At 69.1% G+C, this 18,643-nt stretch carries 17 protein-coding genes; 11 read left to right on the forward strand and 6 right to left on the reverse strand.

The window, feature by feature from the left end; all coding sequences use genetic code 11:
* The first annotated feature begins 130 nt into the window (after positions 1-130).
* On the forward strand, positions 131-874 hold the full coding sequence (locus ACYVOK_RS16585) for a GntR family transcriptional regulator (protein ID WP_460663322.1): 744 nt from the start codon (positions 131-133) through the stop codon (positions 872-874).
* A gap of 42 nt (positions 875-916) precedes the next feature.
* On the opposite strand, the gene ACYVOK_RS16590 is transcribed toward ACYVOK_RS16585, so the two are convergent.
* A complete protein-coding gene (locus ACYVOK_RS16590) occupies positions 917-2,182 on the reverse strand; it encodes a hypothetical protein (RefSeq protein ID WP_460663323.1) in 1,266 nt (421 codons plus the stop codon).
* 13 nt (positions 2,183-2,195) lie between these two features.
* Positions 2,196-2,696, reverse strand: coding sequence for a SigE family RNA polymerase sigma factor (locus ACYVOK_RS16595; RefSeq protein WP_460663324.1), 501 nt, complete (start codon positions 2,694-2,696; stop codon positions 2,196-2,198).
* Positions 2,697-2,957: 261 nt separating this feature from the next.
* On the opposite strand from ACYVOK_RS16595, the gene ACYVOK_RS16600 reads away from it, so the two are divergent.
* The 9 genes from ACYVOK_RS16600 to ACYVOK_RS16640 all read left to right on the forward strand — a co-directional run bounded on the left by ACYVOK_RS16600 (position 2,958) and on the right by ACYVOK_RS16640 (position 9,808).
* Entirely contained in the window at positions 2,958-4,235 is a 1,278-nt protein-coding gene (locus ACYVOK_RS16600) for a CpaF family protein (RefSeq protein WP_460663325.1), read from the forward strand.
* Positions 4,235-5,095 carry a type II secretion system F family protein gene (locus ACYVOK_RS16605; protein ID WP_460663326.1) on the forward strand — a complete coding sequence of 287 codons (861 nt, stop codon included), beginning with the start codon at positions 4,235-4,237 and terminating at the stop codon, positions 5,093-5,095. Before ACYVOK_RS16600 ends, ACYVOK_RS16605 begins: the two co-directional genes overlap by 1 nt.
* Before the next feature lie 97 nt (positions 5,096-5,192).
* A complete protein-coding gene (locus ACYVOK_RS16610; RefSeq protein ID WP_460663708.1) occupies positions 5,193-6,122 on the forward strand; it encodes a type II secretion system F family protein in 930 nt (309 codons plus the stop codon).
* Between the two features lie 14 nt (positions 6,123-6,136).
* A complete protein-coding gene (locus ACYVOK_RS16615) occupies positions 6,137-6,334 on the forward strand; it encodes a hypothetical protein (protein ID WP_460663327.1) in 198 nt (65 codons plus the stop codon).
* Positions 6,335-6,441: 107 nt separating this feature from the next.
* Positions 6,442-6,795, forward strand: a complete 354-nt coding sequence (locus ACYVOK_RS16620; RefSeq protein ID WP_460663328.1) for a TadE family protein — start codon at positions 6,442-6,444, stop codon at positions 6,793-6,795.
* Between the two features lie 137 nt (positions 6,796-6,932).
* The gene (locus tag ACYVOK_RS16625) at positions 6,933-7,346 is read left to right on the forward strand and encodes a hypothetical protein (protein WP_460663329.1); all 414 of its coding nucleotides are present in this window, start codon (positions 6,933-6,935) and stop codon (positions 7,344-7,346) included.
* Positions 7,343-7,780, forward strand: a complete 438-nt coding sequence (locus tag ACYVOK_RS16630; RefSeq protein ID WP_460663330.1) for a pilus assembly protein TadG-related protein — start codon at positions 7,343-7,345, stop codon at positions 7,778-7,780. The genes ACYVOK_RS16625 and ACYVOK_RS16630 overlap by 4 nt, the downstream gene beginning before the upstream one ends.
* Positions 7,781-7,884: 104 nt before the next feature.
* Positions 7,885-9,006 (forward strand): peptide chain release factor 2, encoded by a 1,122-nt coding sequence (prfB, locus tag ACYVOK_RS16635; RefSeq protein ID WP_460663331.1) that lies wholly within the window; start codon positions 7,885-7,887, stop codon positions 9,004-9,006.
* 10 nt (positions 9,007-9,016) lie between these two features.
* Positions 9,017-9,808 carry a pentapeptide repeat-containing protein gene (locus ACYVOK_RS16640; RefSeq protein ID WP_460663332.1) on the forward strand — a complete coding sequence of 264 codons (792 nt, stop codon included), beginning with the start codon at positions 9,017-9,019 and terminating at the stop codon, positions 9,806-9,808.
* On the opposite strand, the gene ACYVOK_RS16645 is transcribed toward ACYVOK_RS16640, so the two are convergent.
* Both ACYVOK_RS16645 and ACYVOK_RS16650 read right to left on the reverse strand, forming a co-directional pair.
* A complete protein-coding gene (locus ACYVOK_RS16645; RefSeq protein WP_460663333.1) occupies positions 9,797-12,997 on the reverse strand; it encodes a GH116 family glycosyl hydrolase in 3,201 nt (1,066 codons plus the stop codon). The two genes, ACYVOK_RS16640 and ACYVOK_RS16645, sit on opposite strands and share 12 nt — an antisense overlap.
* 137 nt (positions 12,998-13,134) lie before the next feature.
* Complete coding sequence (locus tag ACYVOK_RS16650; RefSeq protein ID WP_460663334.1) at positions 13,135-14,577, reverse strand: MFS transporter; 1,443 nt, start codon at positions 14,575-14,577, stop codon at positions 13,135-13,137.
* Between the two features lie 101 nt (positions 14,578-14,678).
* Here ACYVOK_RS16650 and ACYVOK_RS16655 point away from each other — a divergent pair, with 101 nt between their 5' ends.
* Positions 14,679-15,608 (forward strand): helix-turn-helix transcriptional regulator, encoded by a 930-nt coding sequence (locus tag ACYVOK_RS16655; protein WP_460663335.1) that lies wholly within the window; start codon positions 14,679-14,681, stop codon positions 15,606-15,608.
* Between the two features lie 7 nt (positions 15,609-15,615).
* On the opposite strand, the gene ACYVOK_RS16660 is transcribed toward ACYVOK_RS16655, so the two are convergent.
* Together ACYVOK_RS16660 and ACYVOK_RS16665 are read right to left on the reverse strand one after the other, a co-directional pair.
* The gene (locus ACYVOK_RS16660; protein WP_460663336.1) at positions 15,616-17,553 is read right to left on the reverse strand and encodes a cellulase family glycosylhydrolase; all 1,938 of its coding nucleotides are present in this window, start codon (positions 17,551-17,553) and stop codon (positions 15,616-15,618) included.
* A 138-nt stretch (positions 17,554-17,691) separates the two neighbouring features.
* On the reverse strand, positions 17,692-18,600 hold the full coding sequence (locus ACYVOK_RS16665) for a LysR family transcriptional regulator (RefSeq protein ID WP_460663337.1): 909 nt from the start codon (positions 18,598-18,600) through the stop codon (positions 17,692-17,694).
* Between the last annotated feature and the right edge of the window lie 43 nt (positions 18,601-18,643).

An 18,643-nucleotide genomic window follows, 5' to 3' on the forward strand; every position in this document is an offset into this window, starting at 1 on the left:
TGGCCCCGGGGCCGAACGCGCCATCCTGCCTGACGGGCACCCGCTCGCGACACCGGCTGCCCGTGATCCGGACTTGATCAAATCCATCCGGTGGGTCGACGGATCCGGGTCGAGGCTTCAGGATGTGCGCATGAGTACCGTGCAGGTCCGGGTCGATCGGAACAGCCGTACGCCGTTGCACGTGCAGTTGGCGCAGCAGCTGGAAGCGGCGATTCAGGGCGGCGAGTTGCCGGTCGGCTCGCGGCTGAGCAACGAGGTGGACCTGGCGGAGGCGTACGGGCTGAGCCGGCCGACGGTGCGGCAGGCGATCGCGCGCCTGGTCGACCAGGGGCTGCTGGTCCGCAAGCGCGGCGTCGGCACCCAGGTGGTCGGGAATTCGGGCCAGGTACGGCGCTCGCTCGAACTCACCAGCTTGTACGACGACCTGGCGGCGGCGCACCGGAAGCCGGAGACCGACGTACTACGGTTCGGGATCAGTCCGGCGTCTGCGGAGGTGGCCGCCGCTCTGCAGTGCGAGCAGGGCGACCGAGTGCTCAAACTGGAGCGGTTGCGCCGGGCGGACGGAGAGCCGCTGGCGATCATGCGCAACTGGCTGCCACCTGAACTGCTCGACACGGACCCAGCCACCTTGGCCGAGCGAGGGCTCTACGAGCTGTTGCGGGCGGCGGGTGTTCGTCTGAAGGTCGCGCACCAGACGATCTCCGCCGTACCCGCAACGCCGGAGCAGGCCGGTCTGCTGTCCGAGGAGCCGGGCTGCCCGTTGCTGGCCACCACCCGGATCACGTACGACGACCACGGGCAGCCTGTCGAGTACGGCTCGCACCTCTACCGGGCCAGCCGCTATTCGTTCGAACACACCCTCGTCCACCGCTGACCCACCCCTCAGAGGACCAGCGGCGGACGAGGGCGAGCATCCCTACTTGCCGGTGCCGGGGAACTTCCAGCTCTTGCTGCCGGCCATCGTGAGCAGTTGGTCGACGCTGAACGCCGGTTTCGGCCGGGTGTGCTTGGCGCCCTTCTGCTGCGGGCCGTTGTAGCTCGTCATGCTGATCGAACGGCCGTCCGGGTAGCGGATCTGAACCAGGTTGCTGACGACACCTTCGGCCGCCTGCCTGGCGTCGGTGTACTCGGGGGCCTCCTTCGTCCAGCTGACCACCGAACCGTCCGACCGCACCGTGCACGACGTGGTTGCGGCCTCGGCCGGGCACTTGGTCACCGGAGCCTCGATCGTGACGAACGCATCGATCCGGGACAGGCCCTTGCCGTCGTTGACGACGAAGGCGGCGCCGTTGTAGCCGTTGGAGCCGCCGCCCCAGGTCTCCGGACTGGTGACCTGCAGGTTCTTCGGCAGCACCTTCTTCAGGGTCTGCAGCGTCTGCTGCACCGGGACCGCCGGCTTCCCGGCGCCGGGCGACTTGAGGTCCGGCTTGCTGGGGCCGGTGGTCGGGATCGGCTGCTTGGGCGGGAAACGCCAGAGCTTGCTGTCCACGATTTTGGTCAGCTCGGCCACCGACAGCACCGGAGCGGGCCGGCTGTGTTCGACCCCCTTCTCCTCGGGGGCGTTGAAGCTGATCAGACTGATGGCGGTGCCGTCCGCACGGTTGACCGTGACCGAGTTGCTGAGCACACCGCCCGGGTTGCCCTGGCCGTAGGTGGGTTCGTTCGCGCGGACGGTGATCTTCGAGCCGTCCGGTCGCGATGTGCACGTACCCGGCTCGGGCTGATGGCACGTTCCGTCCAGGCCTGGCCCGCTGACTCCGAGAGAGAGCTTGGCGGCGCCTTTGCCGTCGTCGACGACGACCGCGGCGCCGTTGAACCCCGGGTCACCCCAGGTGTCGGTCGTCTTGACCTTCAGGTGCGGCGGCAGGAGTTCGACGAGTGTCTGCAGTGTCTCCTTCTGCGTGACCGGTGCCTTGACCGTCGTACTCGCGGTTGTGGCAGCAGCCCCCGCCGTCGGAGGCTGCTGCTGGGCGTCGTTGCCGAACAACTGGGTTCCGGTGACGACCACGGCGGCGGTCGCCAAGGCCGCGGTGGCGCCGGTGGCGGACCGCAGCAGGGTGCGGCGGCGGCGCAGTGCGGCCCCTCGTCGCATGCCGCGCTCGACCAGGTCGGTGGATTCCGGCTCGAGGTTCTCGGTGGCCCGGCGCATCAGGTCGGGCAGGGTGTCGTTGAGGTTGTTCATCGGTGTCCTTCGGTCAGAGAGCGATCAGGTGGACGGCGTCGTCGCCCAGGACGGCGCGCAGACGCTCGAGCGCCCGGGACGTCCTGGTCCTGATCGCGCCGGCGTTCTTGCCGAGATCGAGCGCGACCTGTTCGACGCTGCGATCTTCGAAGAACCGCAGCACCAGCACCGCACGATCCAGGGGAGCCAGTTCGGCCAGCGCGTTCTGCAGCGCCACCCGCAGGTCGGCGTCGCCCGCGCGTTCGGCCCGCTCGGGCACCGTCGAGGTCGGCTGCTCGGTCCAGCTGCGCCGCCGCCGTTGCGACACGAACGTCCGCACCAGCACCGTCTGCGCGTAGGCGGGCGGATTGTCGATCCGCCGCAGCCCTCGCCAGGCGCGGAACATCTTGGCGAGCGTCTCCTGGACCAGGTCCTCGGCATGATGCCGATCGCCGGCCAGCAACCACGCCGTCCGGTACAGATGAGGTGTCCGCGCCCGGGCGAACTCCTCGAAATCCTCCGTCGTCGATCCCATCACTGCCTTTCCGTCGTGGCCTCATCCTCTTCGACGCCACGTCCCTGCGGCCGCGTTACACCCGCCGTTGTCAAGGCCCACTGCAACAAGTTGCAATCCGGTGGACCCCGGGTGAGAGTGCGGATACGCTCGGTGAGCCCTCGGTGTGGCACGGTATCCACAGGCCGCTGAGAGCGGGTGGCAGCGGCGGCATCAGGGTTGAAAGGATGGTCGCGCATGGTGACCGGGTGGTCGCCAGACGGGACACACACGGGGAGACCGATGACTACCGACAGACTCGCCGCGCGCCGGGCGGGTTGGGACGGTGCCGTCGAGATCATCGACGCCCAGGTCCGCGACGTCGTACGCCGCGAAGGGATCGATCCGCTCCGTGACCCGACCGCGGTCAGCGCGATCGTCGCGACGGTCGTCCGGGAGTACGACGAGCGCAGCCTGACCGGTCTGGTGCCGCCGATCGGCGACCTCGAGGCGGTCAGCCGGGAGGTGCACGACCGGGTCGCCGGCTTCGGCCCGCTGCAGCGCTACCTCGACGACCCGGCGGTCGAGGAGATCTGGATCAACGAGCCGAGCCGGGTGTTCATCGCCCGCGACGGCCGGCACGAGCTCACCACGACGGTGCTGACCGAGGAGGAGGTCAGCGACCTGGTCGAGCGGATGCTGAAGACGACCGGCCGGCGGATCGACGTGTCGCAGCCGTTCACGGACGCGCGGCTGCCGGACGGCAGCCGGGTGCACATCGTGCTCGGCGGGATCACCCAGAAGCACGCGGCGATCAACATCCGCAAGTTCACCGTGCGCGCGACCCGGCTGAGCGACCTCGTCGCGCTCGGATCGCTGACGCCGCACGCGGCCGCGGTGCTGGACGCCGCGGTCCGGGTCGGGCTGAACATCCTGGTCTCCGGGGGGACGCAGGCCGGCAAGACCACGATGCTGAACGCTTTGGCCGGGTCGATCCCCGGCAGCGAGCGGGTGATCAGCTGCGAAGAGGTCTTCGAGATCAAGTTGCCGATCCCCGACTGGGTGTCGATGCAGACCCGGCAGGCCGGTCTCGAAGGAACCGGCGAGGTCCGGTTGCGCGACCTGGTCAAGGAGTCGCTGCGGATGCGGCCGTCGCGGGTGATCGTCGGCGAGGTCCGGGGCGAGGAGTGCCTTGATCTGCTGCTGGCGTTGAACAGCGGGTTGCCCGGCATGTGCACGATCCATGCGAACTCCGCGCGTGAAGCCTTGACGAAGATGTGCACGCTGCCGCTGCTCGCGGGCGAGAACATCGGTTCCCGGTTCGTGCTGCCGACCGTGGCCGGATGCGTGGATCTGGTCGTCCATCTGGGCATCGGGGCGGACGGGCAGCGGCGGGTGCGGGAGATCGTGGCGGTCAGCGGACGGATCGAGGAGCAGGCGATCGAGACCGAGACGGTGTTCGGCACGTACGACGGGCAGTTGCGGCGGGCGGAGGGGCAACTGCCGCATCCGGAGCGGTTCCAGCAGGCCGGGTACTCGGTGGCGGGTCTGCTCACCGAGTTGCCGGGAGGGGTGCGCTGATGGGGCTCCTGCTGGGACTGTTCTTCGGGATCGGTCTGCTGCTGATCATCTGGACGTTCGTGACGCCTGCCGATGAGCGGCCGATGGGTGACGGGCGGCTGGTGGCGCGGAGCCGCGATCTGCTGGCGAGTGCGGGGGTCGAGGGCGTGACGCCGGGTGCGTTCATCGGTGCGTGCGCGATCACGGGTGTGGTCGGGGCCGTGCTGATGTTCGTGGTGTCGGGAGCCTGGCCTGTTGGTGTGGTGTTCGGGTTGATGGCCGGTGGGCTGCCGGTCGCGGTGCTGCGGAGCCGGGCACGGAAGCGGCTCGCCGAGTTCCGGGAGTTGTGGCCGGACGTGGTGGACAACATCGCGTCGGCGGTGCGGGCCGGGTTGTCGCTGTCGGAGGCGCTGGCCCAGGTGGGTGAGCGCGGCCCGTTGCCGTTGCGCGAGCCGTTCCGGCGGTTCGGGGCGGATTACGCGTCGACGGGGCGGTTCGCGGATTCGCTCGACCGGTTGAAGGCGCGGCTCGCGGATCCCGTCGGCGACCGGGTGGTCGAGGCGCTGCGGATCGCCCGCGAGGTGGGCGGTGGCGATCTCGGCCGGTTGTTGCGGTCGCTGTCGATGTTCCTGCGTGACGACGCCCGGACCAGGTCCGAGCTCGAGTCCCGCCAGTCCTGGTCCGTCAACGGCGCCCGGGTGGCCGTGGCCGCCCCTTGGCTGGTCCTCGCCCTGCTGTCGTTCCAGGGCGACGTCATCCAGCGCTACAACTCCCCGATGGGCGCCCTCATCATCGCCATCGGCGCCGTCGTCTGCGTCATCGCCTACCGCCTGATGCTCCGCATAGGCCGCCTCCCCGAACCCGAACGAGTCCTCCGATGAACACCCACCCGACACCCCCAGCCGTCCCACTACGCCGGCCCACCGGCGAGGCGCCGTACGCCGGGCCTGCACCGAGTGGGAGGCGGCGGTGAGTCCGATGGTGTTGGGAGCGGTGGTTGGTGCGGCGTTCGGGGCCAGTCTGCTGCTGGTGGTGCGCCGGTTGCCGTTCCTTCGCAAGCCGTCCGTGGACGAGCGCGTCGGCCCCTACCTGCGGGACCTCGGCGGGGCGGATGTGTTTCTGGGCGTGGCCGACTCCGGGTCGCCGTTCTACGCGATCCTGCGGCTGTTCGGGCCGACCCTGCGGGCCGGTGCGACCCGGCTCGAGCGGTTGCTCGGCGGCGCCGGCTCGATCCGCCGCCGGTTGTCACGGGCCGGGATCGAGCGAACGGTCGAGGAGTTCCGGATCGAGCAGTTGCTCTGGGGCGCGGCGTGCTTCGGGCTCGCGCTCGTCGTCTCGATCGTCGCGTTGTCGTTCGGCGTCGGGAACCCGGTCGGCATGCTGCTGTTCTGCGGTCTGCTCGGCGTCGTCGGAGTACTTGCCCGCGACACCTATCTGACCTCGCAGGTACGACGTCGCGAACGGCGACTCCTCGCGGAGCTGCCGACCGTCGCGGAGTTGCTGGCGTTGTCGGTGGCGGCGGGTGAAGGTCCGGCCGCCGCGCTCGACCGGGTCGCGCGGTCGTGCCGAGGCGAGCTCGCCGAGGAACTGAAGCGGGTGCTGGGTGAGACCCGCGCCGGTGAGACGCTCGTCCGCGCACTCGACGGGCTGGCCGACCGGACGGGCCTGCTCGCGTTGTCGCGGTTCGCGGACGGCCTGGCGGTCGCCCTCGAACGCGGTACGCCACTGGCCGACGTACTGCGAGCTCAAGCGGGTGACATTCGTGAGGCCGGGCGGCGGGAACTGATCGAATCCGGCGCGCGCCGGGAGGTCGCCATGATGATCCCGGTGGTGTTCCTGGTGCTTCCGGTGACCATCGCTTTCGCCTTCTATCCAGGCGCTGTCGGAATCCGGCTGATCGCCGGATGAACTGAGGAGAGTTCATGCCTTCACTGCTGACCAAACTGTTCGTGGCGCTGGTCCTGGCCCCCCGCCCGGCACGAAAGGAACGCGGCGACGTCCCCGGCTGGGTGCTCATCACCGTGATGACCGCCGGCCTGGTCGTCGCCATCTGGGCAGTCGCCGGCCCGCAGCTGTCCAGAATGCTCCAGGACGCCCTGAACTCCGTCACCAACAAGTGACCCCTCGGCACCACTCAGCATCCCGCCTTGCGGCGCTGCGCTCCGCGGTGGTAAGACGCCTGCCGCTAGGACGTTCCCTGCGAAGGCGCGGAGAGCATGGGTCGGCGGTGGTCGACTTTGTGCTGGTGTCGATGCTTGTGGTGCCTTTGTTCCTGGGCATTCTGCAGGTGGGGTTGTACCTGTACGTGCGGAACACCGTGGCGGCTGCGGCGTCGGAGGGGGCGCATTACGCCGCGGTGCTGAATCGGGGACCGGCCGACGGTGAGGCACGGACCCGCGAACTCGTCGACGGGGTGGTGAACGACCACCTGATCGATTCCGTGTCGGCCGAGGAGATCGACATCGACGGTCAGCCCGGAGTACAGGTCGTGGTGAAAGCACACATGCCACCACTCGGCCTGTGGGGACCCGGCATCGACTTCACCATCGAAGGCCACGCCGTCAAGGAGACCGGCGAATGAGATCACCCGCCGCCGACCGCCGCCGCCGCTTGCGTTGCGGCCAGGGCCGCATGCCTCGTGCGGCAAGCGTGTTGGTGTGTCACCTGCGTCGTGCCGGGTGGATCTTCCGGCCCGCGGATGAGCGGGGGAGTGCAGTGGTGGAGTTTTCCTGGTTGGCGTTGTTGTTGATGGTGCCGTTGGTTTACGTGATGTTGGCGGTGTTCGACGTGCAGCGGGCGTCGTACGGGGCTACGGCGGCGACACGAGCGGCCGGGCGGGCGTTCATCATCGTGCCCGCCGGATTGTCTGAGGACGAGGCGCGGGCGCGGGCGTTCGAGGCGGCGCGACTGGCGATGAAGGACCAGGGGATGGAGTTGAGCTCCGGCGAACTCAGCATCACCTGTGATCCCGCATGCCTCGAGCCGGGTTCGACTGTCACCGTCACGCTCGAGACCGCCGTACCGCTGCCTCTCATCCCCGACGCCCTCGGCGGCGAACCCCCGGCGGTCCACATCAGCGCGTCCCACACCGAGCCGTACGGCGACTATCGCGAAGCCAAGGGCAACGGATGAGCAGACGGACCCGGCGGGCCGGCGAGCAGGGTCAGATGACCGTTCTGGTCATCGGGTTCATGGCGATCATCCTGCTGATGATCGTCGTGGTGACGGACATCTCGAAGGTCTTCCTGGTACGGCGGGACCTCGACGCGACCGCGGACGGCGCCGTACTCGCCGCGGCGAACGGCCTCGCGGCGATCTACGCCCAGCCCGCGGCCGACGGGAACGCCGAGATCGACCCGGACGAGGCTCGCCGGCTGACCGCCGAGTACCTCGACCAGGTTGCCGCCGGCAACAGGTTCGACGCCCTCGACTGGTCGGCGGACGTCAACGGTACGACGGTCACCGTCCGCCTCACCGCGACCGTCGACCTCCCCTTCGAACCGCCCGGCTGGCAAGGCTCCACCGACATCTCCGCCGAAGCCGCCGCCGTCGTCCCCATCCGCTGAAACCTTGTGGTGACTACAGAGCGTGTTCAATCACTTCCCGACGAGGCCGGCGGTACGGGCCGGATTTAACGGCAACCACGCACAAGCAGGTACGCTGCTTGGTTGTGGCTGGACTGGATTTTGACGCCGAACTCAAGCAGCTCGACGCGACGATGACCTCGATCGAGAAGGTGCTCGATCTCCCTGCGCTGCGCAAGGAGATCGCCGACCTCGGCGAGCAGGTCGCCGCGCCCGACCTGTGGGACGACCAGGCGAACGCGCAGAAGGTGACGTCGCGGCTGTCCAGCCTGCAGGCCGACGTGGAGCGGGTGACCGCGCTGCGCGGCCGGATCGACGACCTCGGCGCCCTGATCGAGCTGGGCCGCGAGGAGAACGACGCCGACAGCCTGGCCGAGGCGGAGAAGGAGATCGCGTCGCTCGGCAAGGCCATCCAGTCCCTCGAGGTCCGCACCCTGCTGTCGGGCGAGTACGACGAGCGTGAGGCGCTGGTCACGATCCGTTCGGGCGCCGGCGGTGTCGACGCCGCCGACTTCGCCGAGATGCTGCAGCGGATGTACCTGCGCTGGGCCGAGCGGCACGGCTACGCCACCGAGGTCTACGACACGTCGTACGCCGAGGAGGCCGGGCTCAAGTCCACCACGTTCGCGGTCAAGGCGCCGTATGCGTACGGGACCTTGAGCGTGGAGTCGGGCACGCACCGGCTGGTCCGGATCTCGCCGTTCGACAACCAGGGCCGCCGGCAGACGTCGTTCGCCGCGGTCGAGGTGGTCCCGGTGCTGGAGCAGACCGACGAGATCGACGTCCCCGAGGAAGAGCTGCGGATCGACGTGTACCGGTCGTCGGGACCGGGTGGTCAGAGCGTCAACACGACCGACTCCGCGGTCCGGATCACGCACATCCCGACCGGCACCGTGGTGTCCTGCCAGAACGAGAAGTCGCAGCTGCAGAACAAGGCCAGCGCGATGGTGATCCTGAAGGCGAAGCTGCTCGCGCTGAAGAAGGCCGAGGAGCGGGCCCAGTTGGACGCGCTGCGCGGTGACGTGCAGGGGTCGTGGGGTGACCAGATGCGGTCGTACGTGCTGCACCCGTACCAGATGGTGAAGGACCTGCGCACGCAATACGAGTCCGGCAACACCTCCGGCGTGTTCGACGGTGAGATCGACGACTTCATCGAGGCCGGCATCCGCTGGCGCCGCACCGGCCAGACGGTTGCCGAACAGAACTGACAGTGACCCGTTGTCGCGCAGAGCCGACCTTCGCGCGGACTGCGGCAGTTGCTTCGGCCTGTGCTGTGTCGCGCTGACGTTCAGCCGGTCGGCGGACTTCGCGATCGACAAGGCCGTCGGCGACCCCTGTCCGAATCTCAGTGACGAGTTCCGCTGCACGATCCACAGCAGGTTGCGTTCCAGCGGGTTTGCGGGCTGCACCGTCTATGACTGCTTCGGCGCCGGTCAGGAGATCTCCCGCCGGGCGGGCAAGAGCTGGCGGGAGCAGCCGGGGCAGCAGATGTTCGCGGCTCTGCCCGTCCTGCGACAGCTACACGAGTTGCTCTGGTATCTGACCGAAGCCCTCGAGTACAAGGCGGCCCGGCCGATCCACGCGGGCCTTCGTAATGCGCTCGACCGGGTCGAGCGGGTCAGTCGTACGGCGGACCTCACCACCGTGGACGTGGACGCGGAACGCGCGGCGGTCAACGAGTTGCTGCTGGAGACCAGCCGGCTCGTCCGTGGCAGGCAACCCAAGAAGAAGGAACGACGGGGAGCCGACCTGATCGGTGCGAACCTCCGCGGCGCCGACCTCCACGCGGCCAACCTGCGCGGTGCCTACCTGATCGCCGCCGACCTCCGCGACGCCGACCTCCGCCGGGCGGATCTGATCGGTGCCGACCTGCGTGACACCAACCTTGCGGCCGCCGACCTCACCGGCGCCCTCTTCCTCACCCAGGCGCAGCTCAATGCGGCCCAGGGCGACGCGCGCACCAAGCTCCCGGCCGCCCTGGCCCGTCCGTCGCACTGGTCAGGTGAATGACACCTCGAGGCGATCGCCGGCGGCCAGTACCACCGGGTCCTGGAGGGTGATCGTAGCCTTCGTGCCGTCAGTCCGGAGCTCCGCCGGAACGGTACGACGGCCGAGCCGCACACGGGCCGCTCGCGCCGGGGCAGCCGTTTCGAAGGTCAGCGTGGTCAGCCGCAGCCGCCCGTAGCGGAGGTCGATCAAACTGACCTGCTTCGACCCGGATCGGATCTGCCGGTACGAGCCCCAGCCTTCGGCGACGGTGAACGCCGCCTGGAACTTGTCGGGCGTCAACTTCGGCGCGAAACCGAGACGACCGAGTGGACCGTGGTAGTCGTAGCCGAGGGCGGCCAGGTAGACCGCGTGGCTCATCATGGCCCGGGCGTAGTGGTCGCTGCACTCGATCTCGTTGTACGGGTTGCGCTTCGTGGCGTCGTACCGGTCGAAGACAGCCCGGGTCAGCACCAGCGCCTCGTCGACCAGCCCCTCCGCGAACAGCCCGGCCGCGACCTGGTACTCCTGTCCCGTCCACACTTCGTTGAGGTAGGCAACGAATCCGGGATCGCCACCGCCCGGCGCCTCGGCGTCGCCGCCGAACGGCCAGGTGCACATCAGCAACCCGGCTTCGCCCTGCTCGGCGTACCACCGGCCGCCGGGAATCTTCACCCCGGCCCGGAACGCCTCGTGGTCGGAGACGAAGTTGTTCCGGAACACCGCAGTCAGCGCGGACCGGGCCTTCGCGGCCGGTACGACGGCCGGCAGCCCGAGCTGGTGCGCGTACGTCTGCCCGTAGAGCTGGTCCGCGAAGCACCCGCGGTTGGAGTTGGTCGACGTAGGATGGGACGGATCGAGCTTGTGGAAGAAGTAGCCGTACTCGTCGCTCCACAGGTGACTGACCAGGTACGCCGATCCGGCCTCGGCGAGCTGCGTGCACCGGGTGGCGAAGGCCGTGTCACCCATCTCGGTCGCCATCGCCGCGCCCGCGTGCAGGCAGGCGATGTACAACCCGGTGATCCAGGGGATCTCGCCGTACCAGGAAGCGTCGAGGGTGTTGTACTGCTCGGCCTCCAGAACGCCGTTCGGCGGCGTACCGTCGCGGCCGATCAGATGCTCGATCGCGAGCTTGATCCGCGGCCAGGTGCGCTGCAGGAAGGAGGAGTCGGCGCTCATCTGGTGCTCGCGGAAGATCCGCAGAACGGTCCCGGCCTGGCCGTCGACGGCCACCACGTTGCGCGCGTACTCGCCGCGGTAGTCCATCGCGCCGGTGTCGGGGTGGAACGCGATCCCGAGGTCGACGCGTTCCCGCACGTCGCGCTCCAGTTCGGGGAAGATGCGCGCGACGGACTGGGCGTAGTTCCACACGTGCTGGCAGGTCCCCTCGCAGCAGTACTCGCCTTCCATGGCGTAGAAGCGGCCGTTGGAGAAGCGGTAGCACGTGGTAGTGGCGACGGTCGACGCCGGCGCAAACGTCCGCTCGAGGAACCAGTGCGGCAGCGTCGAGTCGTCGTACCACGTCTCCACCCAGCGACGCGTGGCCGCTTCGAGGCGGCGATGGTTGCGGCGGACGTGGTCCACCACCTCGGCGGCGGAGCCGAACCTGGTGGCGTAGTGGTGCCGCAGGTCCGCCGCGCCATCGAGTGCGGCGAACTGCCCGTCGCGCGGCACCGGGAAGTACCAGGCCACGACGAAGTCGACGGTGGCGGACTCACCCGGCCGGAGGACGAGTGGCACCCGAACGGCGCCGGTGATCGTGCCGTCCGCGGCATCGACCTGACCGGACCCCGCCGCACTGTCGAAGATCGCGTCGACTGTGTCTGCCGAGGCCAGCGACGGTACGACGTCGGCCCGGCGCGCGAGCGTGGACAGCGCGAACGTGCCGTGGTCCGGGAAGGACTCGATCGGCCGCACCGGCGGGCGGTCGGTGAACACGATGTGGTCGCAGTTGATGTGGCCCCAGCCGCCGGTGTTCGCGTCGACGATCTGGATCCGCGCCCGCTTCCCGCGCCAGCGCCGTACGTCGAACACCCGCAGGCTCAGCGGTTCCATGTCCTTGCCCGAGGCCGACGCGACCACCTGACCGTCCACAACGACGTCGACCGACGTCTCGCCACTCCAGTGGCCGCCACCGACCCCGGCGGTAATGTAGCCGCGCTCGATGGTGAACTCGCGGCTGGTCAGCTTCCCGGTCGGCGCGTCGTAACCGCCCCCGGGCCAGAAAGCGTACGACGTGACGAACCGGGTGCCGTGGATCTTCAGGTCGCCGAATCGGCGGAAGTGCTCCGGAGTCGACTCCGGCGTCACCGGGCCCGGTCCGAATGCGGTTCCTTCGACCGTCCAGCCGTCGTACGAGGTCCCTTCGAAGTCCTCGAACAGGATGTCCGGCTGCGGATCGGGATCGAGTTCGCCGGGCGCCGCGGAGAACTGGACACCGTTCGGGACGGCGGCGGAACGCAGCAGGGTGGGTTGCTCACGGCGTGACTCGAGGCAGACCGGATTCTCGCTCCAGCCCGCGAGAGTCGCCTCGACGGTGCTCTTGGACGTGTTGCGCACGGTGTAGCTGAGGACGGTCGCCGGCAGGGACGAGTCGTCGAGGTTGGTCGGGACGAACGGGGAGTAGACGCGTAGGTCGACCCGCAGTTGGTCGTCCGCGTAGGTGACATCGCCGTGGGGGTAAGGGCCGGTGAACGTCACGTCGTCGAACCCGGTGGAGTCGAGGGCGCGGGTGCGGGTCCGGCCGCGGGACGTGGTGCGGATCGCGAAACCTTGGCGGAACGGCGAGGTGGGCTCTAGTGGGTCGCTGTAGGTGCCGCCGACCCAGCCGGACGACACCGCGGCCGCCGGGTTGTTGACGTCCCACAGCCATAGCCGGCCGTCGCCGCCGAGGTAGACGCGGCCTGCGGTCGCGCCGCCGACCGGCATCCCGATGTGCTTCAGCGCGGCCCCGCTGTACCGGGTGGGCGCCCCGCGCCTGGCGAGGGAGCTGAGCTGCTCGGCCGTCAGGCCCTTGTCGGCCGGTACGACGCCGATCTGGTCCACCGGCACGCCCATCGCGGCGGCTGCCTGACCGCGCAGGCCGAGCATGCCGCCGGCCGTGGCGATGGTCGAGAGGGCCAGGAACCGGCGTCGGTCGAGGCCGGTGGGCGAGCAGCAGCCGTCGCCTCCGCAGCAGTGGTCGATCGGCTGCACATCCGGTTCGGTCGTCATCGGTCGGCCCCTTCGGCGGCGGGCGGCGGTCCGCGGCGAGGGACCGGCCGGTGAGGGAAATCGATTTCTGATTCCTGAGACCGTGCCATGACAAGGCGCCCCGGTCAAGACCGGGGCGCCGGGCCACCTCAAACCAGTCAGCCTCGCGAGGACCGGAGTCCGTGGGTGATCGGAGTCATCAGCAGGGACACGGCGGTGATGGACAGCGCCACCGCGGCGAGTGCCCCGCCCTGGCCCCACGACGTGCCTGCCAGCGCGAGGTACGCCGTACCGACGGTGGCCGCACCGAGTGCGAGGCAGGTCTGCTGACTGGTGAGGAGGATGCCGCTGCCCAGTCCCGCCTGGGCCGGTGGGACCTGGCTGACCACGACGCCCATGAGCGGCACCATGACCAGTCCGCTGCCGAAGCCGGCGATCAGCATCGGGACGGCGAGCGTCCACGGATTCACGTCCGGCCACAGGGTGAGGGCGACGACGGCGAGTACGCCGTACCCGGCTGCCTGGATGATCCAGCCGCGGACGATGAGGCCGGCGCCGTACTGCTGCTGCAGGCGGGGACCGTAGATCGAGGTGATCAGGAAGCCGATCGCCATCGGCAGCAGGCTCAGACCGCCTTCCAGCGGGGACATGCGAGCCTCGCCCTGAGTGGCGAGCGCGAAGACGAACATGAAGCCGCCGAAGGTGGTGAAGAACGCGACGGCCAGCAGCAGACCGATCCGCATCGCCCGGAGGCGCAGGACTGTCGGCGGGATCAGTGGCGCCTGGCCGGACCGCTCGGCCCGGTGTTGGTGTGCACCGAGCACCGCGACGGCGGGAACTGTCGCTGCGAGGCAGAGCCACGTCCACAGCGGCCAGCCGAGCGGTCGGCCTTCGGTGAGTGGCAGGAGCAGCAGCACCAAGGTCAGTGCGAGAAGCGTGGCGCCGACGAGATCGACGCGGTGTGCCTGGTCTGCCTTGGTCTCGGGGATGAGCCGGACCGCGGCAGCGAGGGCCAGGAGGCCGACCGGCACGTTGACGAGGAACACCGCCCGCCAGCCGAGCCCGAAGACATCAGCCTCGACCAGTACGCCGCCGAGGATCTGGCCCAGCGCGGCCGCCGCCCCGCCCGCAACGCCGTACATGGCCATGGCGCGGGCGCGATGCTCGCCGGTCAGCAGGCTGGTGATGGAGGCGATGACCTGCGGGGTCATTGCGGCGGCAGCCGCACCTTGGACGATGCGCGCCGCCAGCAGGACGCCGATGGTGGGAGCGATCGCACAGACGAGCGACATGATCGTGAAGCCGCTCAGGCCGATCAGGAACAGCCGTTTGCGGCCGAACCCGTCGCCGAGGCGGCCTCCGACTACGAGCAGCGTCGCGACCGCGATGCCGTAGCTGCCGACCACGAGTTGCAGCTCACCGGACGTCGCGTGAAGGTCCGAGCCGATCGCCGGCAGCGCGACGTTGATGATGAAGAACGAGAGCATCGGCAGGAAGGCGCCGAAGAGCAAGGTGGTGAGTGCCACCGGCCCCAACGGCGACGCGGCGGCACGCCGCCGGCCGGTGGCCGGGGTGGTGGTGGCCTGGAGCTGGTCTGTCATGCCTCCACCCTGCGCGCTGCGGCATCCTGGTGGTGAGAGCCTGGTTATCCTGGTATTCACACCACCTGGCACCAGCATGCGGTCCGGCGCAGTATGGAACCATGACCACTGTTCCAGCCACCGCCGACAGTTCTCGTCCGACGGGTCGCCGCGTGGCCGGAGAGAGCGAGCCGGCTGAGCCCCAGGCGTGGAGCGCGGGTGCTGTCGACAAGGGTGAGCAGCGGCGGGCGCTCGGGTTGTTCCTGCGGACGCGGCGGGAGCGGATCCAGCCGGAGGAGGTCGGCTTCGCACCCGGCGGGCGTCGACGGACGCCGGGGCTGCGCCGGGAGGAGGTCGCGCTGCTGGCCGGCGTCGGCGTCACCTGGTACACGTGGCTCGAGCAGGGGCGCGACATCAACGTGTCCGCGCAGGTGCTCGAGGCGGTGGCGAACACCCTGAAACTGGACCGGCAGGAGCGCAACCACCTCTACACGTTGGCCGGCCTGCGGCTCGGCCCGCCCAGAGGCGAGTCCGACGCTCTCCCCGCGTCGGTCCGGAAGATGCTCGAGGCCGTCTCGCCGTACCCCGCTCTGGTCCTGAACGCGCGTTACGACGTCCTCGCCTTCAACCAGGCGTACTGCGACGTGGTCCTGGACATCCGGGCGGTCCCGGTCGAGGAGCGGAACATGCTCTGGCTGACGTTCGTCTCGCACGAGTGGCGGTGCAGCTTCGTGGAGTCGGACTTGCTGAAGGTGCACATGGTCGCCGGCTACCGCGCCGCGCTGGCCGACCACCTGGGGGAGCCGGAGTGGCAGGACCTGACACGGCGGCTGCTGGCGAGCTCGAAGCTGTTCGCGGAGCTGTGGGAGAGGTACGAAGTGGCCGCGCCGAGCACTCGGGTCAAGGTGCTGGAGCATGCGAAGGCCGGCCTGCTGCGGGTCGAGCCGGTCAACCTGTGGTTGTCACAGCTCGGCCAGGTCCGCACCATCGTCTACACCGCCGCCGACGAGGACACCGAAGCCAAGCTCCGGGTCCTCGTCGGGGCCAGCTGATGGGCGGTCAGCTGATCGGGATGCCGGGGTTGGTCAGGGCGCGGCCCCCGGTCACGGTGTTGGTGCGGTCGATGGTGACCTTGCAGTTGGACGGGTGGTAGTTGGTGATGTTGAACGCGTACCGCCCACTTCCGGTCGCGCCGGTCAGGTCGGACCTGTTGCCGCGGAACACCGTCCCGCAGCCCCAGCCGGACTGCTGGGTGTGCGTCTCGAACCCGTTGTTCGTGGTGTTCCTGCCGGTGTTGTTCTCGATCACATAGTTGTTGCCTTTGACATCGACCCAGCTGTCGTCGTAGTTCGCGCCGGTCAGCCCGCGTCCGTCGAAGCGGTTGCCGGCGACCCGTCCGCCGGTGGTGCCCTCCTTGAGGTCGATCGCCTCACCGCCGACCTCCGGCCCGATCGTGTTGTCGAGGATCTGAACATGGTCGGACTTGTCCGAGGTGCCGCCGGCGCTGCCGACGTACACCCCTTCGCCCATCCCGCGGCCGTCGTTGCCCGTGTCGTAGATGCGCGAGTTGCGGATCACGCCGTACGTGCTGCTGTTGCGGAAGTGCACACCCTCCATGTCGAGGCCGTGCACGGTGACGCCGTCGATGGTGACCCGGGTGGCGCGGTCGATCATGATGCCCTTCTGGCCGCCCGTCACGGTGATACCGCGGACGTTCCAGTACGACGAGCCGTTCAGGTGCAGCCCGTAGCCGCCACCGGCCTTCAGTACGGCGTTCGGCGAGCCGGTCAGCGTGATCGGAGCGGACGAGGTGCCGGACACGGTGGTCCTGAAGTTGCCGGTGTAGGTGCCGTCGGCAAGCTTGATCGTGTCACCCGGCTTGGCGTTCGCCAGCGCCGCCTTCAGCTGGGCCGCCGTACTGACATCGACGGTGGCGCCCGGGGTGGCGCCGCCGGTCGGGAAGTTGTCGGGTGTGCGGATCCGGTCGCGGACCCAGACGCCGGCCGGTTTCAGGACCGACGTACCGGTGAAGCTGTTGCCCGCGCAGACGTTCTGCTTGAAGACCGCACCGGAGCGGAAGTCGTCGGAGAAGTTCCAGTTGGTCCAGCCGATCTTCTTGCCGGCCAGGAAGTCCAGGTACTTCTGCGACCAGGTGAAGTCGTTGCCGCCGTCACCGGTGTAGGTCTGGGTGCCGAACTCGGTGACGAACAGCGGGATCTTGTCCGCGGCCCGCGACAGCGCGTCGAAGTACTCCTGCTTGTGGGATGCGGCGTAGAAGTGGAACGTGTACATCAGGTTCGACGCCCGGACCGGATTGTTGACGATGTCGGACTCGCTCCGGCCGTCGGAGACGCCGAGCGAGGCCCAGCCGTGGGTGCCGACGAAGATCACGCCGTCGGGGTCCTTGGCCCGGATCACCGGCACCATCTGCTCGGCGTACGACTTGATCCCTGCCCAGCTGACGTTGTTCGGCTCGTTGGCGATGTCGTAGATGATGTTCTTCTTGTCCTTGTGCCGGTCGGCGATTTCGGTGAAGAACGTCTTGGCCCGGGACAGGTTGTAGTTCGGGTCCCCCGGGTCGAGTTGGTGCCAGTCGACCAGCGCGTACATGCCGCGCCGGGTCGCCTCCTCGATGTAGTTGTGCACCATGTCGGTGAACTTGCGCGGGTTGGTCTCGTAGCCGCCCTCCTGCACGTACAGCGAGATGCGCAGGATGTCGGCGTTCCAGTCGTAGGCGAGCGCGTCGAGCGAGGCGGTCTTGAGGCACTGGGAGTACCACTGGATCCCGTGCGTGCTCATCCCGCGCAACTGGACCGGCTGGTTGTACTGGTTGCAGAGTTTGGTGCCGCAGACGCGCAACTGGCCGTTGATCGAGACCGGAGTGGCGGCGGCGGGTGTGGCGGCGGCCTCCGGTACGACGGGGGACGCGGACGCCGGCGTGGCCGGCAGGAGAGTCGATGCGGCCAGCAGGGCGCCGGCCGCCAGGGAGCGGATCATGAACTGCCTCCTACTGCGTCGGGGCGGGGACGAAGTTGGGGACCACCAATGATGGTTAGGAAGGTTTCCTATTAGTCATCGGAACCTAGCGACGATGCGCAGCGCTGTCAACCGGTCGCACGAAGTGATCACAGTCGATCATGCCGTGTCGCGATCCGCCCAGGCGGACTCGAGCGTCGAGAGCGTGACGGCGATCGCCGGGCGGCGTGCGGTCGTCGTACGCCAGACGGCGTAGAGACGGCGGCTCGGTGCCGGTTGCAGTGGTACGACGACCACCTCGTCCGGGACCGGTCCGCGGCCCAGCCGGGGGAGCAGCCCGATGCCGATGCCGCGGGCAAGCATCGCCAGCTGGGTCTGGTACTCGGCAACCGAGTAGGCCACCTCCGGCTCGACGCCGGCCCGGCGCATCGTCCGGATCAGCCACTCGTGGCAGATGGAGCCGGCCGGCTGGCAGATCCAGCGTTCGCCGACCAGATCCTCGGCGCGGACGAACTCCTTGCCGGCCAGGCGATGGGTCGCCGGGACGAGGACGTCGGCCGGATCGGAGCCGAGCTTCACCCGGGACAGCCCTTCGGGCAGGCTCAGTGGTGTGTTGTGCCAGTCGTGCACGACCGCGACGTGGATCTCCCCACGGTTGACCGCGGCAACGGCCTCGAACGGGTCGATCTCGTTGACCCGGACGTCGAGACCGGGGTGCTCGTCGATCAGCCGGGCCAGCACGCCGGGCAGCAGTCCGCGCGCGGCGGTCGGGAAGGCCGCGATCGTCAGCGTCCCGATCGCCTGACCCCGCTGCTCCTCCAGCGTCAGCTCGGCGTCCTCGACCAGCTCGAGCACCCGGGCCGCGGTCGCCGCCAGCTGCTGCGCGGCGTCCGTGAGCACGATCCCCCGGCCGCGCCGCTCGACCAGGACCGTGCGGGTCTCCCGCTCGAGCTTGGCCAGCTGCTGTGACACCGCCGAGGGCGTGTAGCCGAGTACCTCGGCCGCGCGGTTGACCGACCCGTACAGCGAGACGGCGTGCAGGGCGCGCAGCCGGCCGAGATCGATCATGTAGCACCCCTACATCGAAGGCGGTAGAAACCAGTGCTGGTCC

The organism is Kribbella swartbergensis (genome assembly GCF_054784135.1).